Raw genomic sequence first — 22,516 nt, 5'->3', positions numbered from 1 at the left:
CTGATGAGCACGGTATCCCCGTCGCGGCAGCAGGTGGCACAGGCGTTCGTCGACCTGGCCGCCAGCCCGGTCACGGAGGCCTCCGATCCCACCGGGCTCCTCGCGGCCCTCGCCGCCCACGGAACCGAGCTGCTCGGCGACTGCGACGCGGTCGTGCTGTACGTCCCCGACGACTCCTGCGGTCCCGAGGTGGCCGGCACCGGCAAGGAACTGCTGCACCTGGCGCGCTCCGCCGCCACCTGGGGCGAGGGACCGGGGTCCGAAGCCCGCCGCACCGGCCTCCCGGTGCCGGACACCGCCCTCGACGGCGACCGGGCCCGCCGGGACTGGCCGCGCTACACGGCCCGGGCGGTGGAACTCGGCTACGGCCGGGCCGCCGCCCTGCCCCTCCAGGCCGGCGAGAACACCCTGGGCGCCCTGGTGCTGCTGGGCCCCGGCAGCACACCGCTGCCCCACGAACTCCTGGCGTTGGGGCAGTCCCTCGCCGACGCCGCCGGCTGGGCCCTGGAACGGGAGCGCCGGCTGCGCGAGTCGCGGGCCCTGGCCGACCAGCTGGGCCAGGCGCTGACCAGCCGTATCGTCATCGAACAGGCCAAGGGCACCCTCGCCGCCCGGCACTCCATCACGGTCGACGAGGCCTTCCGCGTCCTGCGCTCCCACGCCCGCTCCCACCGCCGCCGTCTGACGGAGGTGGCCCGCGAGGTGGTGGAACGGAAGCTGGACCTGCAAGCGGACTGAACGCGGGGGCAGCCGGAAAACGGGATGCACGCGCAGTGACCGCCTCCCTACGCTGGACATGCGTCGCGGAGCTGCCCACCACCGCTTGCCGCAGGACAGGCATCACCCTGCGGACTCGGGGCTACTCTCTACGCACCGACGGACGGGCGCCCATCCCCCAGCGCCCCGTCGGGACGGAAAAACCATCACCGCTCACTCATCCACGCCCACACGGAGGCCCGTCATGGGCACCATCGTCATAGCCGGGACCGCCGTCCTGGTGCTCTTAGGATTCGGAAACCACGTCTGGTGGCTGGCCGCGGTCGCCGTGCTCTTCCTGTACACGCAGTACGGGCGCGGCAACACCAAGGGCGGCTCCGCCTCGCAGTCCTCGCAGTCGTCGGGGGGATCCTCGTCGGGGTCGATGCCGGCCACGTACCAGGCCTACCGCAAGCGCCGTGACATGCAGGCCAAGTGGGAGCGCCGCTACCGTCGCGAGCGCCCCCTGGAGTCGCGCCGCCAGGAGCGCGAGAAGAGCAAGTGAGACGACGTGAACCGCTGGTAGGCACCAGTCACAGTCCCGGCGCGCCCCACAAGGGGAACCAGCGGCTCAGGTCCTGCTCCATCCGCAGGTCGTCGGCGAGCGCCGCCTTCACCTGCAGTTCCAGCGCGTTGTCGCGCCGCTGCCCATCGCCGGGCAGCGGCGCGAACGGGTAGAACGTGCCGCGCTTGTAGAGATAGACCAGCGCGAGCCGCCGGCCCCCCTCGCCCTGGAAACCGGCCAGGGAGCACAGCAGTTGCGGCCCGAAGCCGTTGACCTCCATCGAGCTGTTCACCGCGTGCAGATCGTTGACCAGCTCGGACAGCTGGCCCGGGGAGCGTCGCGAGACCAGCCAGGAGTAGCCGTACTCGTCCTGGCTGAGCTCCACCGGGGGGCCTTCCCGGTCGGCGTCCGCGTCCAGCAGGGCCTGGACCTCCCGGTGGGTCTGCTCGAAGGCCCCGCCCTCGACCGTCGCGAAGCACACCGCACCCGTGCCGGTCGGCGTGAAACCGGCCGCGGCCTCCAGCGTCACGGCCGCCGACGGCAGCGCGAACAGCTGGTCGAGATCGGGCAGAACCGGTTTCGTACGGCCGAGCAGAATGTCCAGCAGCCCCATGTCACCCCTTTCCGGGTGTTGCCGCCTCACCCAACTCGGCGGAGATCCGCCCCAGTTGGTCGAGCCGCTGCTCCAGGCTGGGGTGCGTGGAGAAGAACCGCTCGATGCCGGGCTCCTTGCCGGTCGCCGGAGTGAAGTAGAAGGCGTTGAAGGCCTGCGCCGTCCGCAGGTCCTTGGTCGGGATCCGCGCGATCTCGCCGGAGACCTTGGTCAGCGCGGAGGCCAGCGCCGAGGGACGCCCGGTGAGCAGCGCCGCCGCCCGGTCCGCGGCCAGCTCCCGGTACCTCGACAGCGCCCTGATCAGCAGGAAGCTGATCGCGTACACGGCCGCCGAGACACCCATCACGGCGGCGAAGACGGCGGCGGTGTTCTGGTCCCGGCGCCCGCCGCCGAACAGCTGCGAGTAGAAGGCGAACCGCACGATCAGGCCCGCGATCACGCCGAGGAAGGACGCGATCGTGATCACGGCGACGTCCTTGTGCGCCACGTGCGACAGCTCGTGCGCGAGCACGCCCTCCAGCTCCGCGGGCTCCAGCCGCCGCAGCAGCCCGGTCGTCACACACACCACCGCATGGTCGGCATTGCGTCCGGTCGCGAACGCGTTCGGCATGTCCATCTCGGACACGGCCACCACCGGCTTGGGCATGTCGGCGATCGCGCACAGCCGGTCGACGACCGCGTGCAGTTCGGGATACTCCTCGCGCTCCACGACCCGCCCGCGCATGGCGAACATCGCGATCCGGTCGGAGAACCAGAACTGCGCGACGAACATCGCCGCCACCAGCACCACGACCAGCAGCCACGACTTCAGCAATACGATCAACGCGGCGACGAACGCCACGTACAGCAACCCGAGCAGGAACATCGTGACCGTCATCCGCACGGTCAACCGCCGGTCGCTCCGGAAGCGGCTCTGCATCTGCCATCACCCCGCAGTCAGGCACTCGTCCCACTGCCAGTGTGCACCCGGCGACTGCCATGAAGTGGTCCCGAACGGCTCTAGGAGCCGCAAAAGGTCCCTGTGAGAGGCCTCTAGTACGGGGCCCGGAACTGCGCCCACCCGAGCAGCACGATGATCGCCGCCACACTGCCCAGCACGATCGCCGTCGACACCCACGAGGACCGCCGCGGCGCCACCGGCTCGGGATCCGCACGAAAGGGCTGCGGCTCCGGCGGGTTCTCCTTCCACCGCGCGGCCAGCATCCGGGCGCGGGCGGAGGGCTCCTTGTGCTGCGCGTCGTCCGCCCACCTCAGGTCGAAATCGCGCTCCTGGTCGTCGTGTTCGTGCTCCGGCATCCCGTCCACCCCCGTGTCGTGTCATCGGCAGAGGAAGAATAGAACATACGCCCGCGCCCCCGCTGTCGTACGACAACGGGGGCGCGGGCGCTGTGCCTGGGTCAGGCGTCGATCACACGTCGAAGTAGAGCTCGAACTCGTGCGGGTGCGGACGCAGCTGCAGCGGGGCGATCTCGTTCGCGCGCTTGAAGTCGATCCAGGTCTCGATCAGGTCGGCGGTGAAGACGTCACCGGCGAGCAGGAACTCGTGGTCGGCCTCGAGGGAGTCGAGGACGGCCGGGAGCGAGGTCGGGACCTGCGGGACGCCCGCGTGCTCCTCGGGGGCCAGCTCGTAGAGGTCCTTGTCGATCGGCTCGGCCGGCTCGATCTTGTTCTTGATGCCGTCCAGACCCGCGAGCAGCAGGGCCGAGAAGGCCAGGTACGGGTTGCCGGAGGAGTCGGGCGCGCGGAACTCGACGCGCTTGGCCTTCGGGTTGGAGCCCGTGATCGGGATACGCATGGCCGCGGAACGGTTGCGCTGCGAGTAGACGAGGTTCACCGGCGCCTCGAAGCCCGGGACCAGACGGTGGTAGGAGTTCACCGTCGGGTTGGTGAAGGCCAGCAGCGACGGGGCGTGCTTGAGGATGCCGCCGATGTAGTAGCGGGCGGTGTCCGACAGGCCCGCGTAGCCGGCCTCGTCGTAGAACAGCGGGTCGCCGTTGCTCCACAGCGACTGGTGGACGTGCATGCCCGAGCCGTTGTCACCGAAGATCGGCTTCGGCATGAAGGTCGCGGTCTTGCCGTTGCGCCAGGCGACGTTCTTCACGATGTACTTGAAGAGCTGGAGGTCGTCGGCCGCGGCGAGCAGCGTGTTGAACTTGTAGTTGATCTCGGCCTGGCCGGCGGTGCCCACCTCGTGGTGCTGGCGCTCGACCTGAAGGCCGGCCTTGCCCAGCTCGAGGGAGATCTCGGCGCGCAGGTCGGCGAAGTGGTCGACCGGCGGGACCGGGAAGTAGCCGCCCTTGTAGCGGACCTTGTAACCACGGTTGTCCTCGAGGGCACCGGTGTTCCAGGCGCCGGCCTCGGAGTCGATGTGGTAGAAGCTCTCGTTCGCCGAGGTGGCGAAGCGAACGCTGTCGAAGACGTAGAACTCGGCCTCGGGACCGAAGTACGCGGTGTCCGCGATACCGGTCGACGCGAGGTAGGCCTCGGCCTTCTTGGCCACGTTGCGCGGGTCACGGGAGTACTGCTCGCCCGTGATCGGGTCGTGGATGAAGAAGTTGATGTTGAGGGTCTTGTCGCGGCGGAAGGGGTCGACACGGGCGGTCGACAGGTCCGCGCGCAGGGCCATGTCGGACTCGTGGATCGCCTGGAAACCACGGATCGAGGATCCGTCGAAGGCGAGCTCGTCGTCCGGGTCGAACGCCTCGACGGGCACCGTGAAGTGCTGCATGACGCCCGGCAGGTCGCAGAAGCGGACGTCGATGAACTTGACGTCCTCGTCCGCGATGAACTTCTTGGCCTCGTCGGCGTTCTGGAACATCCAGCTCCTCCTACTCCCGACCGCCTTGCCGGGGTGGTAGTTCGTTCGTGCGGCCAGTGCGGTGGCACACGCTGTCCCCGACACTAGGGACGGGTGATTTCTCGGGCGTGACCCATTTGTTTCGCACAAGTTAACCGGACCCAGTCCGGTGTACCCCACCTGTCCGTATCGCGAAACGGGCGCAGTACCGTGGACGCGTGGACAACAGGGATGCAATCGGCTCATGGCTCTCGGGCCCCCGCGCGGCCGCAGAGGAAGCCGGTGTCGACTTCGGATACCGCGGCGAGCAGCTCGGTCTGCCGCAGGAGGGGCCGGGCTCCGTCGCCCGCCCGGGCCGCCGGTTCGGCGCCCTCGTCGTCGACTGGGGCCTGTGCCTCTTGATCGCATACGGTCTTATTACTCACGGCTACAACCAGGCGACCGGCAACTGGGCCCTGCTCGTCTTCTTCCTGCTCGGCGTCCTGACCGTCGGCACGATCGGCTTCACCCCCGGTAAGCGCCTCTTCGGCCTCCGCGTGGTCGCCCTGGACACCGGCCGCCCCAGCCCCCTGCGCGCCACCCTCCGCACGGCCCTGCTGTGCCTCGCGATCCCGGCCCTGATCTGGGACCGCGACGGCAGGGGTCTGCACGACCGCCTGGCCCGCACGGTCGAAGTCCGCAGCTAGGGCCGCGCCCCTTAGGGGCGCGGGGAACTGCGCGATCAGCCCAGACGCTGCCGCAGACGAAAGACGTTTCCCTACGGCGAAGGGGGCGCCCGAAGCAATCGGGCGCCCCCTTCGTCGTAGGAGCGAATTCAGCGGGCCTTCGGCCCACCCTTCGGCAGCTTCATGCCCTTCGGCATCGGACCCTTCGGCAGCGGCATGTTGCTCATCAGGTCGCCCATGGCCCGCAGCCGGTCATTGGTGGCCGTCACCTGCGGCCCGGTAAGCACCCGCGGCAGCTTGAGCATCGTGGTCCGCAGCTTCTTCAGCGCGACCTGGCCCTCGCCCGTGCCGACGATGACGTCGTGCACCGGTACGTCCGCGACGATGCGGTTCATCTTCTTCTTCTCGGCGGCCAGCAGGCTCTTCACCCGGTTCGGGTTGCCCTCGGCGACCAGGACGATGCCGGCCTTGCCGACGGCCCGGTGCACCACGTCCTGGCTGCGGTTCATCGCCACCGCGGGCGTCGTCGTCCAGCCCCGGCCGATGTTGTCCAGGACCGCCGCGGCCGCGCCCGGCTGGCCCTCCATCTGCCCGAAGGCCGCCCGCTCGGCCCGGCGCCCGAACACGATCGCCGTTCCGAGGAAGGCGAGCAGCAGGCCCAGGATGCCGAGATAGATGGGGTGACCGATCAAGAAACCGATCGCGAGGAAAACACCGAAGATGCCGATGCCTACAGCCGCGAGTACAAGACCGATCTTCTTGTCGGCCTTGCGGGTCATCTTGTAGGTCAGAGCGATCTGCTTCAGTCGCCCGGGGTTCGCAGCGTCCGCTGCAGGTTCCTTCCTCGCCATGCCACGAAGTCTACGTGGCCCCGGGAGCGCCGTACGACGGCACTGTCCGGAGGGTGGGATTCAGGGGCGGACGACGAGCGTCTGCTCCATGACGCGCTGAGCCTCGACCCGGTCCTTGGCGCGGCGGCGGTCCTCCAGGACGGAGGTCCAGGCGTTGCGACGGGCGGTGCGCTGACCGCTGCTCATGAGCAGCGACTCGACGGCACGCAGTGCAGTGGTGAATGACGGGATGGCGTTGGCGCGAACCGGCGCGGCCTGCATAGTTGAGGTCCCCCCTCGGGATACGGGCACTGGGGCGGATGTACGTGGCGTGAGTCCAGCGTCACTGATTGGTGTTACCAGGGCGTGACCGACCGGTCAAACACCCATGAAGCCTTGATGCGACGAGCGCAAACACCGAAGCGGTCCTGACGTGTGCCCTCATCTGCGAGGACTGTCAGGACCGCGTCGAATCAGCCATTACCGGCGGGTAGTTTCTTGTGCGCAGATTCACACGGAGTAGTGGCACTCCGTGCCATCCTGCGATGGGGCGTGCGACCGTCAGACGGCCTGCGAAGCCACGTAGGCACCACGCTTCTCGACGGCCATCTGGTACAGCCGGCCGGCCCGGTAGGAGGACCGGACCAGCGGGCCGGACATCACGCCGGAGAAGCCGATCTGCTCGGCCTCCTCCTTCAGCTCCACGAACTCGTGCGGCTTGACCCAGCGCTCGACGGGGTGGTGGCGCACGGACGGGCGCAGGTACTGCGTGATGGTGACCAGCTCGCAGCCGGCCTCGTGCAGTTGCCGCAGCGCGTCGCTGACCTCCTCACGGGTCTCGCCCATGCCGAGGATCAGGTTCGACTTGGTGACGAGCCCGTAGTCGCGGGCGGCTGTGATGACCTTCAGCGAGCGCTCGTAGCGGAAACCGGGGCGGATGCGCTTGAAGATCCGGGGCACCGTCTCGACGTTGTGCGCGAAGACCTCGGGGCGGGAGGAGAAGACCTCTTCCAGCTGCTCGGGCACGGCGTTGAAGTCCGGGGCGAGAAGCTCCACCTTCGTCCGCCCGGCCTCGCGGCCGGCGGTCTGCGCGTGGATCTGGCGGACCGTCTCCGCGTACAGCCAGGCGCCGCCGTCCTCCAGGTCGTCGCGGGCGACGCCGGTGATGGTGGCGTAGTTCAGGTCCATGGTGACCACGGACTCGCCGACGCGGCGCGGCTCGTCACGGTCGAGCGCCTCGGGCTTGCCGGTGTCGATCTGGCAGAAGTCGCAGCGCCGGGTGCACTGGTCGCCGCCGATGAGGAAGGTCGCCTCGCGGTCCTCCCAGCACTCGTAGATGTTCGGGCAGCCGGCTTCCTGGCAGACCGTGTGCAGGCCCTCGCTCTTCACGAGGTTCTGCATCTTCGTGTACTCGGGACCCATTTTCGCCCGGGTCTTGATCCACTCGGGCTTGCGCTCGATGGGGGTCTGGCTGTTGCGGACCTCCAGGCGCAGCATCTTGCGTCCGTCGGGTGCGACTGCGGACACGACCGGCTCCCTAGCGATTGATTCTTCGGCGTGCTCAAGGGTACGCCCGTTGATTTGAAAGCCTTCGGCGGTGTTCAGGCTGCCGGTGTCTTCTCGATCACCCTGGGCTTGAGGTCCGCGTTCTCCAGTACGTCGGTCAGGTGCCGCTCCACGACCGGCAGCACCTCGGCGATCGTCACGTCCCGGCCGAGTTCGCCGGCCAGCGAGGCCACGCCCGCGTCGCGGATGCCGCACGGGATGATGCGGTCGAACCACCGGTTGTCCGGGTTCACGTTCAGCGCGAAGCCGTGCATCGTGACGCCCTTGGCCACACGGATGCCGATCGCCGCGATCTTGCGGTCCTCGCGGCGCTGGCCCGCGTTGGACGGGGCGTACTCCGGGCCGTTCATCCGCGGGTCGAACTCCTCGTCGTGCAGACGGGGGTCGAAGTCCAGGGACAGCCCGCCGAGCGACGGACGCTGCTCCACCGGGTCGCCGAGCACCCACACGCCGCTGCGGCCCTCGACGCGCGTGGTCTTGACCCCGAACTCCGCGCAGGTGCGGATCAGGGCCTCCTCCAGGCGTCGTACGTGCGCGACCACGTCCACCGGGCGCGGGAGCTTCTGGATGGGGTAGCCGACCAGCTGTCCGGGGCCGTGCCAGGTGATCTTGCCGCCGCGGTCCACGTCGATCACGGGAGTGCCGTCCAGGGGCCGCTCGTTGTCCGCCGTGCGCCGCCCGGCCGTATAGACCGGAGGGTGTTCGAGCAGCAGGACGGTGTCGGGGATCTCGTCGGCGAACCGCGCCGCGTGCACCCGGCGTTGCTCGTCCCACGCCACCTGGTACTCGACGGCCTCGGCACCGAATCCCATGCGGACGAACCGCAGCTCACTCACGGCAAGCGCCTCCCTAGAAGGTCGTAAGGCACGAAACGCGCCTACGCCACTGTACGACCGACCGTCCCGCGTCAGCCGCGCGGCCAATCCTCACACGATCGGATGAACGAGGGTCGAAGTGTGCTACCACCTGCTCACTCTCCGCTACATTCGCGCCGTTCACAGAGGCCATAAGGGCTGCTCACAGGCAATCCGGGCACACAGGGCCGGCAGTGGTCCCTGGAGGCCCGAAAGGCAGGAGACCGCACCGCAGATGACGGAACGACCCGCGCAGCGCACTCCCAACCGCCAGCTCGCCGCGCTCATCGCAGAAGCCGGGTTCTCCAACGCGGGTCTCGCCCGCCGAGTCGACCAGCTCGGCCTCGAACACGGGCTTGATCTCAGATACGACAAGACGTCGGTCACCCGCTGGCTGCGCGGGCAGCAGCCCCGCGGCACCACCCCCGCCCTGATCGCCGAGGTCTTCACCCGCCGTCTCGGCCGCCGTCTCACCGCCCAGGACCTCGGCCTCGACGCCTGCGCGCCGGTGTACGCCGGGCTCGAGTTCGCCGCTGCCCCCGAGGAGGCCGTCGACATCGTCGGAGGGCTGTGGCGCAAGGACTCCGGTTCGCACGCCGAGCTCCGCAAGATCGCGTTCACGCCCGCCGGTCTGGTCGTGCCCAGCCGCGACTGGCTGATCGGCCGCGCCGACGACAAGGTCGCCCGCGGCGAACAGCCGGGCCGGGTCCCCGCCCAGGGGCGCCCGACGGTGCCCCGCCAGCGCGGCCAGGCCGAGCGCGGCCCCGGTCAGAAGGTCACCGCCGGCGACATCGCCGCACTCCGCTCGGTCGGCGAACTGTTCCGCACCCTCGACGACAAGTACGGCGGCGGCCACGCCCGCCAGGCCCTCGTGCGCTATCTGGAGCACGAGTGCGAGCCGATGCTGCGCGGCACCTACGGTGAGCAGACGGGACGGCGGCTGTTCGGCGCGGCCGCCGATCTGACCCGGCTCGCCGGCTGGACGTCGTACGACATCGCCGCGCACGGGCTCGCGCAGCGGTACTTCGTGCAGGCGCTGCGGCTCTCCCAGGCGGCCGGGGACCGGGCGTACGGCTCGTACGTGCTCGTCACCATGAGCCGCCAGGCCGTCTATCTCGGCCACGGGCGGGAGGCCGTGCAGTTGGCGCGGGTCGCCCAGCAGGGCGTCGGGACCAGTGCCCCGCCGGTGGTGCAGGCGCTGCTGCACGCGGCCGAGGCGCGCGGGCACGGGGTGCTCGGCGAGGTGCGCAACTGCACCGCCTCGCTGGTGCGGGCGGAGCGGGCCCTGGAGGCCGCGCGATCCGGTGACGAAGTGCCCTACTGGGCGCGGTTCTTCGACGAGGCGCAGCTTGCGGACGAGTTCGGGCACGCGCACCGGGATCTGCAGCAGTTCCGGGCGGCGGCGCAGCATGCCGAGCGGTCGCTGCAGTTGCGTGCGCCCGCGTATGCGCGGAGTCGGCTGTTCTGCCGGGTGGTGCTGGCCTCCGCCCGCCTGGGCCTGGGGGAGCTTGATCAGGCCTGTGCGCTGGGGGCGGAGGCGGCGAGTGCCGCGGCGGAGATGCGGTCGGTGCGGGCGGTGGAGTATGTGCGGGAGTTCGAGCGGCGGTTGGAGCCGTACAAGGATGCTGCGCCGGTGCGGGGGTATCGCGACAAGGTCGCTGCGCTGGGCTAGGCGGGGTATCGCCGTAACTTCGACTGCTGCATGCCGTGCGTGCGTTCGTTGTGGTTACTCGCGCAGTTCCCCGCGCCCCTGAAGGGGCGCTTGCTCACGCCGCTTGCTCCACTGTGCTGCTGGGTGGGTCCGCCCTGTGCATCGAGCCTGCTGCTCCCAGGTCCGTGAGGATGGCTGTGGAGGCCCTGTGGGCCGAGTGCAGGGCGCCCTGGACCGTGCTGGTGTCCCGGTGGTCTCCGCAGACGTACAGGCCTGCCAGCAGCCTTACGGGGCGCCGGAGATCGTGCGGTGGGCGCATGGCGGGGACCGCCTCCGGGGTGTGGTGGACAGCCAGCGTCTCCCAGCGTGCGGTCGAGGTGCCGTAGAGGCGGGAGAGGTGCATGCGTACCGCGGTGTCCAGTTCCGATGGGGGTGGCCCGAGGACCGTCGAGGAGATGAGGGCGCGGCCCGCGGGGGCGCGGCCGGGGTCCACCGCGCTGACGACCGCCGTGTGGGCGACGGGGCCGCTGCGGTCGGCGTCCAGGAGGAGGGAGGCGCCGGTGGCCGGGGGCTCGTCCGTGGTGTGGTGAAGGACCGTCAGGGGGTGGAAGTCCGGTACGCGCAGGCCGGGGAGCAGGTCGGCGGCGGCGCGGGCGTCCGTCGCCAGGAGGACCGCCCGGCAGCGGATCTCGCCGTGTTCGGCGGTCGTGACCGCGCTGGTCGAGACCGAGGTGACGCGGACTCCCGTGTGGACCGTGCCCGGTGGCAGCGCTCGGGCGAGCAGTTCCGGGAGCATCTCGGCGCCCCCCTCCGGCAGACACAGGCGCCCGCAGGCGAAGGCGCGCAGTGCCAGGTCGGCGCAGCGGCTGGAGGTGGTCAGTTCCGGGTCGCAGAGCAGGGCGGCCAGCAGCGGGCGCAGGAAGCTGTCGATCGTGCGGGCGGGCACGCCGCGGGCCGTGAGGGCCTGGGCGGCGGGCAACTCCGGGCGCGACAGCAGACGTTCGACGGGGATCGTGGCGAGCCGGGACAGGGCGTTGCCGAGGCGGGCCTGGTCCACGGCGGTGCCGAGCGGGGCGGTGGTCCGTGGGGCGCCCCTGGTGGGGGCGCTCGCCAGGGCGCGTACCGCATGGAGTGCGCCCCTTGCGCCCCCCGCGGCCGCCGGGGCGCCCGCGCGGTGGTGGCGTCCGTCGCTGTGCAGCAGGACGCCGGGCGCGAACGGGCGCAGCACGAGTGCGTCCAGGCCGGGGGTCGGCCGTAGCTCGGGATACGCCGTGGACAGCAGCTGGCCGATCCGGTCGAGCCGGAATCCGTCGACCTTCTCCGTCGACATGCGGCCGCCCACGCAAGGGGCGGCCTCCAGGACCGCGGTCGTCACTCCAGCGCTGGTCAGCCGATGCGCCGCGGAGAGTCCGGCAACCCCGGCTCCCACGATCACGACGTCCGCCTGGTACGCGGGCTCAAGCACGTGCCCCTCCTCGAGGTTGCGCGGCCGGTGGAGACGTCATGCCCCCAACTGGCTCCAGGAATGCCCGAGTTCGGGTCGAGGGTAGGGCTGCGACCGGTCAAGGACAGTCGCGCATGAACAGGGCACGGTCGCACAGCGGTCGCATACGGTCACGCCTTCGTTATCGCGCCTCCGGACCGCCCGAGCCCTACGGCTCCGCGAGCGCGACCTCGAGCGCCCCTTCGATGTCCGGGAACGCGAACACGAAGCCGAACCCGAGCAGCCGCTTCGGCGGTACCCGTGCCGCCCAGGACGTCCCCGGCCATTTCGCCGAGCGGGCGCGGGCGCGGGGAACGGTGCTGTGTGCGCCCTACGCCTTCGCGAGCGCCGCTTTGAGGGCTCCTTCGATGTCGGGGAAGGTGAAGGTGAAGCCGGACTCCAGCAGGCGCTTGGGCAGTACCCGGGCCGCCCAGGACGTCCCCGGCCATTTCGCCGAGCGGGCGCGGGCGCGGGGAACGGTGCTGTGTGCGCCCTACGGCTTCGCGAGCGCCGCTTTGAGGGCTCCTTCGATGTCGGGGAAGGTGAAGGTGAAGCCGGACTCCAGCAGGCGCTTGGGCAGTACCCGTGCGCTGCCGAGCACGTCTCCGGCCATTTCGCCGAGTACGGCCCGCAGTGCGGGTGCGGGGACGGCGAACAGTGTCGGACGGTGCAGGACGCGGCCCATGGCCGCGGTGATCTCACGGTTCGTCAGCGGGGTGGGGGCGGTGAGGTTGAACGGCCCGGAGAGGCCGTCGGTGTCGATGAGATGGCGGATCGCGGCCACCTCGTCGTGCAGCGCGATGTACGACCAGTACTGGCCGCCGTCGCCCATACGACCGCCGAGGCCCGCCTTGAACAGGGGGAACAGCCGGCCCCAGGCGCCGCCGCCGGTGGCCACCACGAGGCCCGTCCGGGTGAACACGGTCCGTACGCCCGCCTCCTGCGCGGGGGCCGCGGCGCCCTCCCACTCCACGCACAGCTCCGGCAGGAACCCCGTCCCGGGCGGCGCGCTCTCGTCGACCGCCCGGTCGCCGGTCTCGCCGTAGTAGCCCATCGCGCTGCCGTTCACGAACACCCGCGGCTTCTTCTCCAGCGCGGCGATCGCCTCGGCCAGCGCGGCGGTGCCGAACACCCGGCTGCTCCGGATCCGCGTCTTGTACGCGTCCGTCCACCGGTGGTCGCCCACACCGGCGCCCGCGAGGTTCACCACGACGTCGCACCCGGCGAACGCGGCCGGATCCACGCGCCCGCCCTCCGGGTCCCAGCGGACCTCGTCCTTCGCCCGGGGCGCCCGGCGCACCAGCCGCACCACCTCGTGCCCGTCCGCGGTCAGGGACCGCACCAGGGCGCCACCGATGAGCCCGGACGCACCGGCCACCGCGATTCGGGAACGTTCCATGGGCCCATTCTGCTCGTGGGACTCATAAGGTTGCCGTCATGCCGGTTCCGTTCATACGCCACGCAACGCTCGGCGACGAGGAGACGCTGGGGCGCCTCGACCGTGTCACCTGGTCCCCGCTGCACTCCGTGCAACCGCGCCCCCAACCGCCCTACGAGCCCTTCTACAACGAGCGGTTCGGGCCCCGGGACCATCTGGTCGCGGAGTTCGACGGGGAGGTCGTCGGCTACATCCGGCTGGCCCGTCCGACCCCGCTCGTCTGCAACGCCCACGTCCGGCAGATCCAGGGCCTCGTCGTCGCCGAGCGGGCGCGGGGCGCCGGTGTCGGGCGGGCGCTGCTGCGGGCGGTGCGGGAGGAGGCCCGCAATCAGGGCGCGCGCCGGCTCACGCTGCGCGTCCTCGGCCACAACACCCCGGCCCGCAAGCTGTACGAGGCCGAGGGGTTCGTCGTCGAGGGGATCCTGCCCGGAGAGTTCCTGCTGGAGGGCGAGTACGTCGACGACGTCCTCATGGGGTGCAGTCTCGCTCCGCCGGCAGGGCAGTGATCAAACCCGCGGGCCGGTGGGGGCTTGTCGCGCCCACGCGGCGGAGCCGCATATCGATACCGCCCCGCGCCCCTTGTGGGGCGCGGTACCGCACCTGACCTCGCCACGGCCGCTCAGGACGTGACCAGGTCGCCCGTGTCCACCGACGCCGTCGCGTTCGCCGCGCGCCGGGCGTCGGAGGCGACCTCCGCCGCCGTCAGGACGTAACCCGTCTCGTTGTCGGACGTCGAGCGGGCGAAGACCACGCCGTAGACGCGGCCGTCGGTCGTCAGCAGCGGGCCGCCGGAGTTGCCGGGGCGGACGGTCGAGCGGATCGAGTAGATCTCGCGGGTCACCATGGCGTCGCTGTAGATGTTCTGGCCCGTCGCCCGCACCCGGTTCGCGACCGTCGCCGCCTGGAGGTCGAGGTCGCCGTCCTGCGGATAGCCGGCCACGACCGCCGAGTCGCCGCGCGCGGCGCCGTCGTCGAACCTCAGGACCGGCGCGCCTAGCCCGGGCACGTACAGAACGGCCACGTCCCTGTCGGGGTCGAAGAGCACCACCCTGGCCTCGTACGACCGCCCGACCCCGCCGATCCGCACGCTCGGGTCGTCGATTCCGGCCACCACGTGCGCGTTGGTCATCACATGGTCGCGGGAGTACACGAACCCGCTGCCCTCGCGCCCCTGGGTGCCGGAGACGCCCTCGATCTTGACCGTGCTGCGCTTGGCCGCGTTGGTGGCGCTCGCCGTGACGCTGTCGCCGGTGGGCTTGGCGACCTCGGCCGTCGACTCGTTCTCGAACGGGTTGAACACCTGCGGGAAGCCCGCCTGGGTGAGCGCCGAGGTGGCCCGGGAGAACCAGGTGGGGGTGGTGTCCGGCATGGCGTCCTGCACGGCACCGAGCAGCGCCGAGTCCCGGATCGCGGTGGTGAGCAGCGGTGACGAGGAGGCGCCCAGGACGCTCGCGGCGACCCAGGCCACGATCAGTACGGCGACCGAGTTGGCCGCGGCCCCGCCGACCCCGTCGGCCACCCGGAGCGGCCCCCGGTCCAGCTCCCGGCGCAGCCTGAGCGCGAGACGCCCCGCCAGCTCGTGCCCCACGACGGCCGGGACCAGCACGGTCAGCACCGCGGTCACCGTCGCCTGGGCCGTGCCCGCCGTCACCAGGTCCATCATCCACGGCAGGATCCACACGCCCAGCACGGCGCCGCCGACGAACCCGGCGAGCGAGACACAGCCGGCGACCAGTCCGCGCCGGTAGCCCGATGCCGCGTAGGCCACGACCACCAGCGACAGCAGGATGTCGAGCAGGTCCACAGAGCCGCCTTTCTCTCAGACCCCTTAGTACGCGCGGGACGGGCCCAGTGATCAGCCACGCGCGCGTGCATGAGGAGAAACGCCCCGGACCAGGACGATGGTTCCACCGGGTGGCACAGCACACATCGCGGACGGAGCGGATGCGGCCGAGAGTGGGGACATGCGCGTCCGAAGATCGCGAGCGCCCCGGGACGCTCGCGCCGCGGCGGGGCCCGGTGTCCCGCGCGTGCTGCTCGCCTGCCTGCCCGGACTGGCCGCGGCCCTCGGGCTGATCCTGTGCGCGGACGGCATCGGACACCCGGCCGCGAAGCCCCGTCCGCCCGTCGCGGCCCCGCGCCCCGCCGCGCCGCACACCGCGCCCATGCCGCACATCGTGCCCCGGTCCGCCTGGCTCGACTCCCTCGCCCGGCACGCCCAGCCGCCCCCGCGCTACGACGACAAGGTGGTCGCGGTCTTCGTCCACCACACCGACTCGCCGAACGGCTACGACTGCGCCGAGGCGCCCCGCATCATCCGCTACCTCTACGCGGGCCAGACCGGCGCCCGCCAGTGGGACGACATCGGCTACAACTTCCTCGTCGACCGCTGCGGCACCATCTACGAGGGCCGCGCCGGCGGCGTCGACCGCCCCGTCACCGGCGCCCACACCCAGGGCTTCAACCACCGAACGGCAGGCATCGCGGCCCTCGGCACCTTCACCGCGGGCACCCCCGTCCCGCAGGCCATGACCGACGCGATAGCCGCCCTGGCCGCCTGGAAACTGGGCCTCGCGGACATCGACCCGCGTGCCGAGGCGCGCCTGGTCTCCAGCAACAGCCTCAGCCGCTACCGCTCCGGCACCACCGCAACCCTCCCCGCCCTCGCCGCTCACAAGGACGCCTACATGACGAGCTGTCCCGGCCTGGCCCTCATCGCCCGCCTCCCCGGGATCCGGCAACTGGCGGCACGCTTGCAGGGCCGCACGCCGTAGCGGCACCCACGCGGCGCAGCCGCACATCGACACAGCCTCACCTGCGCCCGAGATACGCCCCCAGCGCCCGTTGCAGCACCTTGCCCTGGCTGCCCACCGGCAACTCCCACTCCCCGAGGTACTCCACCGCCCGGCCGCCCGCGCCCGTCTTGAAACGGAGCCGGTTCAGCAGCCGGTTCTCGGTCAGGACGGGGGTGACGGAACGCAGGTCGTACGTGGCCGCCCCCGCCGCCCGCGCGTCGCACAGCATCCGCCAGACCAGCGCGCTGCTGGGCCGCAGTTCACGCCCCCGGCGGCCGGACGCGGCGTACGAGTGCCAGACCCGCGAGCCGACGTTGATCATGAGCGCGGCGGAGAGCACCTCGCCGTCGTACTCGGCGAGATACAGCCGCAGCCGGTCGTCGTCCTCCGCGTTCAGCGCCTTCCACATCCGCCGGAAGTAGTCCAGCGGACGGGACTTGAAGCCGTCGCGGGCGGCGGTCGCGGTGTACAGCCGGTGGAACTCGGGCAGGTCGGCGGCCGCACCCCAGCCGACGCGCACGCCCCCCAGCTCGGACGTCCGCAGGGACTGCTCCCAGTGCGGTGCCAGCGCCCCGCGCAGCTCGTCCACCGAGCGCCCCGCGAGCGGTATGTGACAGCCGTAGCGCGGCTGGCCCAAGCCGAAGCCGCTGCCCTCGTCCTCCTCGCACCGCCGCCACCCGAGCCGGCCCAGCCGCTCCGCCACATCCAGCGCGTACCCGTCGAGGCCGTCCGCCGGCAGATCGTGCAGATGACGTACGTCGGGGTCGGCGATGCCCGCCGCGACACCGGCCGCCTCCCAGTGGCGTACGACAAGGGGCGGTCCGATCCGGAGCGAGAAGGCCCCGCGCTCCTCGACATGGGCGACGAGCGGGTCCAGCAGGCGTTCCAGGCGGGGGTTGTGCCAGTCGATCGCGGGCCCGTCGGGGAGATAGGCGAGGCAGCGCCGGGTGCCGGGCAGCGGCCGGTACAGCACGAGAGCCGCCGCGGCCATCGTCCTGCCCTCGAACCAACCGACGCTCTCCGCCTGCCAGTCGGGCTTCACATCGCCCCACTCGGGGATCTGGAGGTGGCTCGCGTCGGGGTACTGCCGCAGCTGGGCCAGGTGTTCCTCGCGCGTGATCTCCCTTATGTACGGGCTGGTCATGGCCTCACAGGTTCCTCTCAGCCGCCTCACGGATCTTCCCGAGGCGCTCTCCCTATCGTCATGCACACGCACTGACCGGAGGTGGGGAAGAAGTGAACAGTCACCACGACACCACGCACAAGACCGAGGGCCGCTCCCGGACCGCCCACGGCCCCTGGGCGGCGCTCTGCGCGGCCGCGGCCGTCGTCCTGGGCCCGGCCGCCGTCACCGCGTCCGCGCTCGACCAGGCCAACGCAGCCCCGATGCACCACGCGGTCAAGGCCGACCAGACGCAGGCCTACATCCCCTCGGCGCCGACCCGCCGCCGGGCGGCCTGATCCTCATCCGGGGTCGCCGCCCACCAGTCCCAGGAACTGCTCCCCGGACGGGTCGACGTCCACTCCGAGGCCGTTCATGAGGCCCGCCAGCATGACGTAGTAGCCGGTCGTGGTGACGATCTCGGTCAGCTGACGGTCGGTGAAGGAGGCGCGGAGAGCGGCCAGCGTGGTCTCGGACAGGGTGTGCCGGGACACCAGCTCGAAGGCCGCGGTCACCGCCGCCGACTCCGGCTCGTCGAACTCCGGCCCGTCGGCGCGCCGTTCGGCGACCGCCGCGAGCTGCTCGGGCGTCACCCCCGCGTTCAGGGCGATCGGGTGGTGCTGGGCGGCCTCGTAAGCACACTGTGTCGCGGACGCGACCGCCATCACGACCAGCTCGCGCAACCGGACCGAAAGCGTCGACTCGCGCAGCACGGCGAGGCCCAGCTCGATCGTCGGGCCCGTCAGCGGTGGCGCGTGCGAGAGCATGCGGAAGGCGTTGAGCGGCACGGGCAGCCGGGCGACGGCGTCGGACGGCCGCTCCGGGTACGGGATTCGAGCCATGGTCCCCCTCGTCGCACGGATGTGAACGTCACTCCCGGAAGCGTTCCCACAGCTTGGGATAGCGCTCCGCCAGCACCCGCTCGTTCTCGAAGTCGAGCGGTGTGCCCTCCGGCTCGGAGGGCGGGGCCGGGATGCCGAGGTCGGGTGCGACGGTCCCGGTGAGCTGCTCGTAGGCCTCGTCCGCCGCGTAGCCCAGTTCCTCCCCGTCCCCGTCGATCTCCTCGTCGAAGTCGTCCAGGAGGTCGGCCAGAGCGTCAGGGTTGTGCACGGCACCCTCGTACACCTCCCGCCCCTGACCGATCAGCCAGCACCGGAAGAAGTCGAACGCGTCGTCGCTCGCCCCGTCGAGCAGCACCCAGGCGGCACCCCACAGATCCCAGCTGTAGGCCCGGTTGTAGCGGGACTCGAAATGCCGGGAGAAGTCCAGGACCGTCTCCGGGTCGAGCTCAAGGAGCCGCTCCACCAGCAGGTCCGCCTGCTCCTCGGGGTCGCCCTCGGCGGCCTCGCGGGCGGCGTCCACCAGCTCCCAGAACTCCGACTCTTCCATCACGGGTCCAGCATCGGCCCTGGGCGGGTGGGGCGCACGTGGAGTGCGGCGGATTGTTATGTCCCGTACAGCAGGCTCAGCCGTCTCGCGTCGTCGGCGAAACGCGCCCGCAGACTGTCCGGCGCGAGCACCTCCACCTCGGGGCCGAGCCCCGCGAGCTGCGCATGGGCGACCTCCTCGGACTCCACGGGGAGCGTGACCGTGAGCAGGCCCCCCTCGTCCGGGGCGCCGGCGGCCGCCAGCGCCTCCCGGGCGGAAGCGGGATCGACGGCGTACGGCAGCTGCCGGGCCCCCGCCGCCGACAGCCGCACCACGACCTCGGCCCGCAGGATCGACCGCGCGAACTGCTCGGCCCGTTCCTCCCAGAAGGCGGGAAGGTCGAACTCCTCCTCGCGCACGAAACGCTCCCCGGAGGCGGCCACCGCCGTGAACCGGTCGATCCGGTAGACGCGGTACGGCCCCTCGCCCTCCGCCACCCGCGCACACACGTACCAGACCCCCGCCTTCAGCACGAGCCCGTACGGCTCCAGCTCCCGCTCCACCTCGGTCTCCCCGCTCCGGTAGCGCGCGGTGATCCGGCGGTCGTCCCACACGGCATCGGCGACGGCGGGCAGCAGTTCGGGTGCTTTGGGTTCCGTGAACCAGTTCGGTGCGTCCAGGTGGAAGCGCTGCGCGGCGGTCTTCGAGGCGTCGCGCAGGGAGGGGAGCAGGGCGGCCGACACCTTCAGCCGGGCCGCCGAGGCCGCGTCCTCCAGCCCCATCTCCCGCAGCGCCCCCGGCACACCGGACAGGAACAGCGCCTCGGCCTCACCGCGCGCCAGCCCGGTCAGCCGGGTGCGATACCCGCCGATGAGCCGGTACCCGCCGGCCCGGCCGCGGTCCGCGTACACGGGTACGCCCGCCTCGGACAGCGCCTGCGCGTCCCGCGTGACCGTCCGCTCGGACACCTCCAGCTCGCGCGCCAGCTCGGCGGCGGTCATGGAGGGCCGGGACTGGAGGAGCAGCACCATTTTGATGAGGCGGGCAGCACGCATGTGTTCATTCTGCCGAGGCCCTGCGGGTGGGGTACGTCGTCGGGTGCGGGCCGGTGGGGGCTGATCGCGCCCACGCGGCGGAGCCGCATATCGATACCGCCCCGCGCCCCTAAAAACCAGGCCCCGTTAGGGGCGCGGGGAACTGCGCGACAAGCCCCTACTCACCCGCAGTCGACAAACAACCGGAAAAGGGTGAAGGGACCCCGCGGCCATCCGGCCCGGGGTCCCTTCATCACGCGGGCCTACAGCCCGTACTTCTCGCGCGCTTCCTTCACCGCCGTCGCCTTGACCTCGCCCCGACGGGCCAGCTGGGCCAGGGCGGCCACGACGATCGACTGGGCGTCGACGCCGAAGTGCCGGCGGGCCGCCTCACGGGTGTCCGAGAGGCCGAAGCCGTCCGCGCCCAGCGAGGAGTAGTCCTGGTCCACCCACTGCGCGATCTGGTCGGGGACCTGCCGCATGTAGTCGGAGACGGCAAGTACCGGGCCCTCGGCGCCGTGCAGCGCCTGACGGACGTACGGCACCCGCTCCTCGCCGCGCAGCAGGGCCGCGTCGGCCTCCAGGGCGTCGCGGCGCAGCTCCGTCCAGGAGGTCGCCGACCAGACGTCGGCCGCGATGCCCCACTCCTCCGCCAGCAGCTTCTGCGCCTCCAGCACCCAGTGGATCGCCGTACCGGAGCCCAGCAGCTGGATGCGCGGGGCGTTGGCCACCGGCGAAAGACCGGCCGACTCCGCCGTGTTGAAGCGGTACAGGCCCTTGACGATGCCCTCGTCGATACCGAGGCCGGCCGGCTTCGCGGGCTGCGGCAGCGGCTCGTTGTAGACGGTGAGGTAGTAGAAGACGTTCGGGTCCTCACCCGGCGCCGCCTCGCCGTACATACGGCGCAGACCGTCCTTGACGATCGTCGCCACCTCGTACGCGAACGCCGGGTCGTACGTCAGCGCCGCCGGGTTGGTCGCGGCGATCACCGGCGAGTGGCCGTCGGCGTGCTGCAGGCCCTCGCCCGTCAGCGTCGTACGGCCGGCCGTCGCGCCGACGAGGAAGCCGCGGCCGAGCTGGTCGCCGAGCTGCCACATCTGGTCGGCGGTGCGCTGCCAGCCGAACATCGAGTAGAAGATGTAGAACGGGATCATCGCTTCGCCGTGCGTGGAGTACGCGGTGGACGCGGCGATGAAGTCGGCCATCGAACCGGCCTCGGTGATCCCCTCGTTGAGGATCTGGCCGTTCTTGGCCTCCTTGTAGTACATCAGCTGGTCGCGGTCGACCGGCTCGTACGTCTGGCCCTTGGGGGAGTAGATCCCGAGGGACGGGAAGAGCGACTCCATGCCGAAGGTGCGCGCCTCGTCGGGGACGATCGGCACCCAGCGCTTGCCGGTCTCCTTGTCGCGGACCAGGTCCTTGATCAGGCGTACGAAGGCCATCGTCGTCGCCACGTTCTGCGAGCCCGAGCCCTTGTCGAAGGAGGCGAAGACCTTCTCGGCGGGGGCCGGCAGGGGCGCGAGCGCGTGCGCACGGCGGGCCGGGGCCGGGCCGCCGAGAGCGGCGCGGCGCTCCTGGAGGTAACGGACCTCGGGGGAGTCGGCGCCCGGGTGGCCGTAGGGCACCACGCCGTCGACGAAGTCGCTGTCCCTGATGGGGAGTTCGAGCAGATCACGCATCTTCTTGAACTCGTCCACCGACAGCTTCTTCATCTGGTGGTTGGCGTTCTTCGACGCGAAGCCCTCACCGAGCGTGAAGCCCTTGACGGTCTGGGCCAGGATGACGGTCGGGGCGCCCTTGTGGTCGAGCGCGGCCTTGTAGGCGGCGTAGACCTTGCGGGCCTCGTGACCACCACGCGACAGGTGGAAGCACTCGAGGATCTTGTCGTCGCTCAGCAGCTTCGCCATCTCGACGAGCGCCGGGTCCTTGCCGAAGAAGTCCTCGCGGATGTAGGCCGCGTCGCGCGTCTGGTACGTCTGCACCTGGGCGTCCGGTACCTCGCGCAGCCGGCGTACGAGCGCGCCGGTCGTGTCGAGGGCGAACAGCTCGTCCCAGGCCGTACCCCACAGCGTCTTCACCACGTTCCAGCCGGCACCGCGGAACTGGGCCTCCAGCTCCTGCACGATCTTGAAGTTCGCGCGGACCGGGCCGTCGAGGCGCTGCAGGTTGCAGTTGATGACGAAGGTGAGGTTGTCGAGGCCCTCGCGGCTGGCGAGTGCGAGTGCCGCCGTCGACTCCGGCTCGTCCATCTCGCCGTCGCCGAGGAACGCCCACACGTGGGACGAGGAGACGTCCTTGATGCCGCGGGCCGTCAGATAGCGGTTGAAGCGGGCCTGGTAGATCGCCGACAGCGGGCCGAGGCCCATGGAGACGGTCGGGAACTCCCAGAGCCAGGGCAGGCGCCGCGGGTGCGGGTACGACGGGAGGCCGTTGCCCCCCGCCTCCTGGCGGAAGTTGTCGAGGTGCGCCTCGGTCAGCCGGCCGTCGAGGAAGGCGCGGGCGTAGATGCCGGGGGAGGCGTGGCCCTGGATGTAGAGCTGGTCGCCCGAGCCGTCGGCCTCCTTGCCCTTGAAGAAGTGGTTGAAGCCGGTCTCGTACAGCCAGGCCGCGGAGGCGAAGGTGGCGATGTGGCCGCCCACGCCGTGTTTCGCGCCCCGGGTCACCATCGCGGCCGCGTTCCAGCGGTTCCACGCGGTGATCTTCCGCTCCATCTCCTCGTCACCGGGCACACCCGGCTCGGCGGCGGTGGGGATGGTGTTGACGTAGTCCGTCTCGAGGAGCTTGGGCAGCGCGATGCCGTTGCCCTCCGCGCGCTCCAGCGTGCGGCGCATCAGATACGCGGCACGGTGCGGGCCCGCCGCCTTGGCGACCGCGTCCAGGGAGGCCTGCCATTCGGCGGTCTCCTCGGGGTCCCGGTCGGGGAGCTGGTCGAGCTCGCTCGGCTGGATGGCGTTGGGGTCGGTCATGTCGCCGCCTTCCTCAGTCGAAGGGGGTTCCCT

The 22,516-nt window shown here is 71.1% G+C and carries 23 protein-coding genes and 1 pseudogene; 7 read left to right on the top strand and 17 right to left on the bottom strand.

The features are described 5' to 3' along the window. Positions 1-3 precede the first annotated feature (3 nt). Both ABT254_RS17315 and ABT254_RS17310 read left to right on the top strand, forming a co-directional pair. On the top strand, positions 4-738 hold the full coding sequence (locus ABT254_RS17315) for a GAF and ANTAR domain-containing protein (protein WP_351470127.1): 735 nt from the start codon (positions 4-6) through the stop codon (positions 736-738). A 223-nt stretch (positions 739-961) separates the two neighbouring features. Then, positions 962-1,261 (top strand): hypothetical protein, encoded by a 300-nt coding sequence (locus ABT254_RS17310; protein ID WP_351470124.1) that lies wholly within the window; start codon positions 962-964, stop codon positions 1,259-1,261. 28 nt (positions 1,262-1,289) lie between these two features. Here ABT254_RS17310 and pspAB read toward each other — a convergent pair whose 3' ends face one another. From pspAB to glnA, 4 genes are all read right to left on the bottom strand, one after another. After that, a complete protein-coding gene (gene pspAB / locus ABT254_RS17305) occupies positions 1,290-1,874 on the bottom strand; it encodes a PspA-associated protein PspAB (RefSeq protein ID WP_351470121.1) in 585 nt (194 codons plus the stop codon). 1 nt (position 1,875) lies between these two features. Beyond that, entirely contained in the window at positions 1,876-2,793 is a 918-nt protein-coding gene (gene htpX / locus ABT254_RS17300; protein ID WP_351470118.1) for a zinc metalloprotease HtpX, read from the bottom strand. Positions 2,794-2,906: 113 nt separating this feature from the next. Next, positions 2,907-3,170 carry an SCO2583/SCO2584 N-terminal domain-containing protein gene (locus tag ABT254_RS17295; RefSeq protein ID WP_351470115.1) on the bottom strand — a complete coding sequence of 88 codons (264 nt, stop codon included), beginning with the start codon at positions 3,168-3,170 and terminating at the stop codon, positions 2,907-2,909. A 112-nt stretch (positions 3,171-3,282) separates the two neighbouring features. Beyond that, positions 3,283-4,692 carry a type I glutamate--ammonia ligase gene (gene glnA / locus ABT254_RS17290; RefSeq protein ID WP_351470112.1) on the bottom strand — a complete coding sequence of 470 codons (1,410 nt, stop codon included), beginning with the start codon at positions 4,690-4,692 and terminating at the stop codon, positions 3,283-3,285. 197 nt (positions 4,693-4,889) lie between these two features. On the opposite strand from glnA, the gene ABT254_RS17285 reads away from it, so the two are divergent. Further along, a complete protein-coding gene (locus ABT254_RS17285; protein WP_351470109.1) occupies positions 4,890-5,357 on the top strand; it encodes an RDD family protein in 468 nt (155 codons plus the stop codon). Positions 5,358-5,485: 128 nt separating this feature from the next. On the opposite strand, the gene ABT254_RS17280 is transcribed toward ABT254_RS17285, so the two are convergent. From ABT254_RS17280 to lipB, 4 genes are all read right to left on the bottom strand, one after another. Beyond that, positions 5,486-6,187, bottom strand: coding sequence for a DUF4191 domain-containing protein (locus tag ABT254_RS17280; RefSeq protein WP_351470106.1), 702 nt, complete (start codon positions 6,185-6,187; stop codon positions 5,486-5,488). A gap of 60 nt (positions 6,188-6,247) precedes the next feature. Beyond that, positions 6,248-6,448 carry an SCO2195 family GlnR-regulated protein gene (locus ABT254_RS17275; RefSeq protein WP_030932499.1) on the bottom strand — a complete coding sequence of 67 codons (201 nt, stop codon included), beginning with the start codon at positions 6,446-6,448 and terminating at the stop codon, positions 6,248-6,250. A gap of 279 nt (positions 6,449-6,727) precedes the next feature. Beyond that, positions 6,728-7,693 carry a lipoyl synthase gene (gene lipA / locus ABT254_RS17270; protein ID WP_351470103.1) on the bottom strand — a complete coding sequence of 322 codons (966 nt, stop codon included), beginning with the start codon at positions 7,691-7,693 and terminating at the stop codon, positions 6,728-6,730. A 74-nt stretch (positions 7,694-7,767) separates the two neighbouring features. Continuing rightward, entirely contained in the window at positions 7,768-8,568 is an 801-nt protein-coding gene (gene lipB, locus ABT254_RS17265; protein WP_351470100.1) for a lipoyl(octanoyl) transferase LipB, read from the bottom strand. A 253-nt stretch (positions 8,569-8,821) separates the two neighbouring features. Here lipB and ABT254_RS17260 point away from each other — a divergent pair, with 253 nt between their 5' ends. Next, positions 8,822-10,258: an NsdA family TPR-like regulatory protein gene (locus tag ABT254_RS17260; RefSeq protein ID WP_351470097.1), complete on the top strand. Its 1,437-nt coding sequence runs from the start codon at positions 8,822-8,824 to the stop codon at positions 10,256-10,258. A 94-nt stretch (positions 10,259-10,352) separates the two neighbouring features. Here ABT254_RS17260 and ABT254_RS17255 read toward each other — a convergent pair whose 3' ends face one another. From ABT254_RS17255 to ABT254_RS17240, 3 genes and pseudogenes are all read right to left on the bottom strand, one after another. After that, a complete protein-coding gene (locus ABT254_RS17255) occupies positions 10,353-11,702 on the bottom strand; it encodes an NAD(P)/FAD-dependent oxidoreductase (RefSeq protein WP_351470095.1) in 1,350 nt (449 codons plus the stop codon). Between the two features lie 349 nt (positions 11,703-12,051). After that, positions 12,052-12,220: pseudogene (locus tag ABT254_RS46540) on the bottom strand (DUF1731 domain-containing protein); the annotation flags it as partial. Next, positions 12,214-13,119: a TIGR01777 family oxidoreductase gene (locus tag ABT254_RS17240; protein WP_351470093.1), complete on the bottom strand. Its 906-nt coding sequence runs from the start codon at positions 13,117-13,119 to the stop codon at positions 12,214-12,216. The pseudogene ABT254_RS46540 and the gene ABT254_RS17240, both read right to left, overlap by 7 nt. Positions 13,120-13,157: 38 nt before the next feature. Between ABT254_RS17240 and ABT254_RS17235 the strand changes: the two genes are divergently transcribed. Further along, entirely contained in the window at positions 13,158-13,664 is a 507-nt protein-coding gene (locus ABT254_RS17235) for a GNAT family N-acetyltransferase (protein WP_351470090.1), read from the top strand. Between the two features lie 113 nt (positions 13,665-13,777). On the opposite strand, the gene ABT254_RS17230 is transcribed toward ABT254_RS17235, so the two are convergent. Next, positions 13,778-14,962 carry a MarP family serine protease gene (locus ABT254_RS17230; protein WP_351470087.1) on the bottom strand — a complete coding sequence of 395 codons (1,185 nt, stop codon included), beginning with the start codon at positions 14,960-14,962 and terminating at the stop codon, positions 13,778-13,780. Between the two features lie 226 nt (positions 14,963-15,188). On the opposite strand from ABT254_RS17230, the gene ABT254_RS17225 reads away from it, so the two are divergent. Beyond that, complete coding sequence (locus tag ABT254_RS17225) at positions 15,189-15,932, top strand: peptidoglycan recognition protein family protein (RefSeq protein WP_351470182.1); 744 nt, start codon at positions 15,189-15,191, stop codon at positions 15,930-15,932. Between the two features lie 37 nt (positions 15,933-15,969). On the opposite strand, the gene ABT254_RS17220 is transcribed toward ABT254_RS17225, so the two are convergent. Continuing rightward, positions 15,970-17,097: a lipid II:glycine glycyltransferase FemX gene (locus ABT254_RS17220; RefSeq protein WP_351470084.1), complete on the bottom strand. Its 1,128-nt coding sequence runs from the start codon at positions 17,095-17,097 to the stop codon at positions 15,970-15,972. A 92-nt stretch (positions 17,098-17,189) separates the two neighbouring features. Between ABT254_RS17220 and ABT254_RS17215 the strand changes: the two genes are divergently transcribed. Then, on the top strand, positions 17,190-17,414 hold the full coding sequence (locus ABT254_RS17215) for a hypothetical protein (RefSeq protein ID WP_351470081.1): 225 nt from the start codon (positions 17,190-17,192) through the stop codon (positions 17,412-17,414). 3 nt (positions 17,415-17,417) lie between these two features. Here ABT254_RS17215 and ABT254_RS17210 read toward each other — a convergent pair whose 3' ends face one another. From ABT254_RS17210 to aceE, 4 genes are all read right to left on the bottom strand, one after another. After that, positions 17,418-17,957: a carboxymuconolactone decarboxylase family protein gene (locus ABT254_RS17210; RefSeq protein WP_351470078.1), complete on the bottom strand. Its 540-nt coding sequence runs from the start codon at positions 17,955-17,957 to the stop codon at positions 17,418-17,420. A gap of 28 nt (positions 17,958-17,985) precedes the next feature. After that, complete coding sequence (locus ABT254_RS17205; RefSeq protein ID WP_351470075.1) at positions 17,986-18,507, bottom strand: DUF4240 domain-containing protein; 522 nt, start codon at positions 18,505-18,507, stop codon at positions 17,986-17,988. 53 nt (positions 18,508-18,560) lie between these two features. Then, positions 18,561-19,538 carry a helix-turn-helix transcriptional regulator gene (locus tag ABT254_RS17200; protein ID WP_351470072.1) on the bottom strand — a complete coding sequence of 326 codons (978 nt, stop codon included), beginning with the start codon at positions 19,536-19,538 and terminating at the stop codon, positions 18,561-18,563. A 242-nt stretch (positions 19,539-19,780) separates the two neighbouring features. Further along, the gene (aceE, locus tag ABT254_RS17195; RefSeq protein WP_351470069.1) at positions 19,781-22,483 is read right to left on the bottom strand and encodes a pyruvate dehydrogenase (acetyl-transferring), homodimeric type; all 2,703 of its coding nucleotides are present in this window, start codon (positions 22,481-22,483) and stop codon (positions 19,781-19,783) included. Between the last annotated feature and the right edge of the window lie 33 nt (positions 22,484-22,516).

The sequence above is a fragment of the Streptomyces sp. NPDC001137 genome (assembly GCF_040298885.1).
Classification (GTDB): Bacteria; Actinomycetota; Actinomycetes; order Streptomycetales; family Streptomycetaceae; genus Streptomyces.
The sequence above is the reverse complement of the archived record's forward strand: the minus strand, read 5'-3'. Positions and strand labels throughout refer to the sequence as shown.

Coding starts and splice junctions, on each gene's coding strand:
- ABT254_RS17210 (WP_351470078.1), bottom strand. CDS start 17,957: ATGGCTCGAATCCCGTACCCGGAGCGGCCGTCCGACGCCGTCGCCCGG.
- htpX (WP_351470118.1), bottom strand. CDS start 2,793: ATGCAGAGCCGCTTCCGGAGCGACCGGCGGTTGACCGTGCGGATGACG.
- ABT254_RS17235 (WP_351470090.1), top strand. CDS start 13,158: ATGCCGGTTCCGTTCATACGCCACGCAACGCTCGGCGACGAGGAGACG.
- aceE (WP_351470069.1), bottom strand. CDS start 22,483: ATGACCGACCCCAACGCCATCCAGCCGAGCGAGCTCGACCAGCTCCCC.
- glnA (WP_351470112.1), bottom strand. CDS start 4,692: ATGTTCCAGAACGCCGACGAGGCCAAGAAGTTCATCGCGGACGAGGAC.
- ABT254_RS17260 (WP_351470097.1), top strand. CDS start 8,822: ATGACGGAACGACCCGCGCAGCGCACTCCCAACCGCCAGCTCGCCGCG.
- ABT254_RS17275 (WP_030932499.1), bottom strand. CDS start 6,448: ATGCAGGCCGCGCCGGTTCGCGCCAACGCCATCCCGTCATTCACCACT.
- ABT254_RS17295 (WP_351470115.1), bottom strand. CDS start 3,170: ATGCCGGAGCACGAACACGACGACCAGGAGCGCGATTTCGACCTGAGG.
- ABT254_RS17200 (WP_351470072.1), bottom strand. CDS start 19,538: ATGCGTGCTGCCCGCCTCATCAAAATGGTGCTGCTCCTCCAGTCCCGG.
- ABT254_RS17220 (WP_351470084.1), bottom strand. CDS start 17,097: ATGACCAGCCCGTACATAAGGGAGATCACGCGCGAGGAACACCTGGCC.
- pspAB (WP_351470121.1), bottom strand. CDS start 1,874: ATGGGGCTGCTGGACATTCTGCTCGGCCGTACGAAACCGGTTCTGCCC.
- ABT254_RS17310 (WP_351470124.1), top strand. CDS start 962: ATGGGCACCATCGTCATAGCCGGGACCGCCGTCCTGGTGCTCTTAGGA.
- ABT254_RS17240 (WP_351470093.1), bottom strand. CDS start 13,119: ATGGAACGTTCCCGAATCGCGGTGGCCGGTGCGTCCGGGCTCATCGGT.
- ABT254_RS17315 (WP_351470127.1), top strand. CDS start 4: ATGAGCACGGTATCCCCGTCGCGGCAGCAGGTGGCACAGGCGTTCGTC.
- ABT254_RS17280 (WP_351470106.1), bottom strand. CDS start 6,187: ATGGCGAGGAAGGAACCTGCAGCGGACGCTGCGAACCCCGGGCGACTG.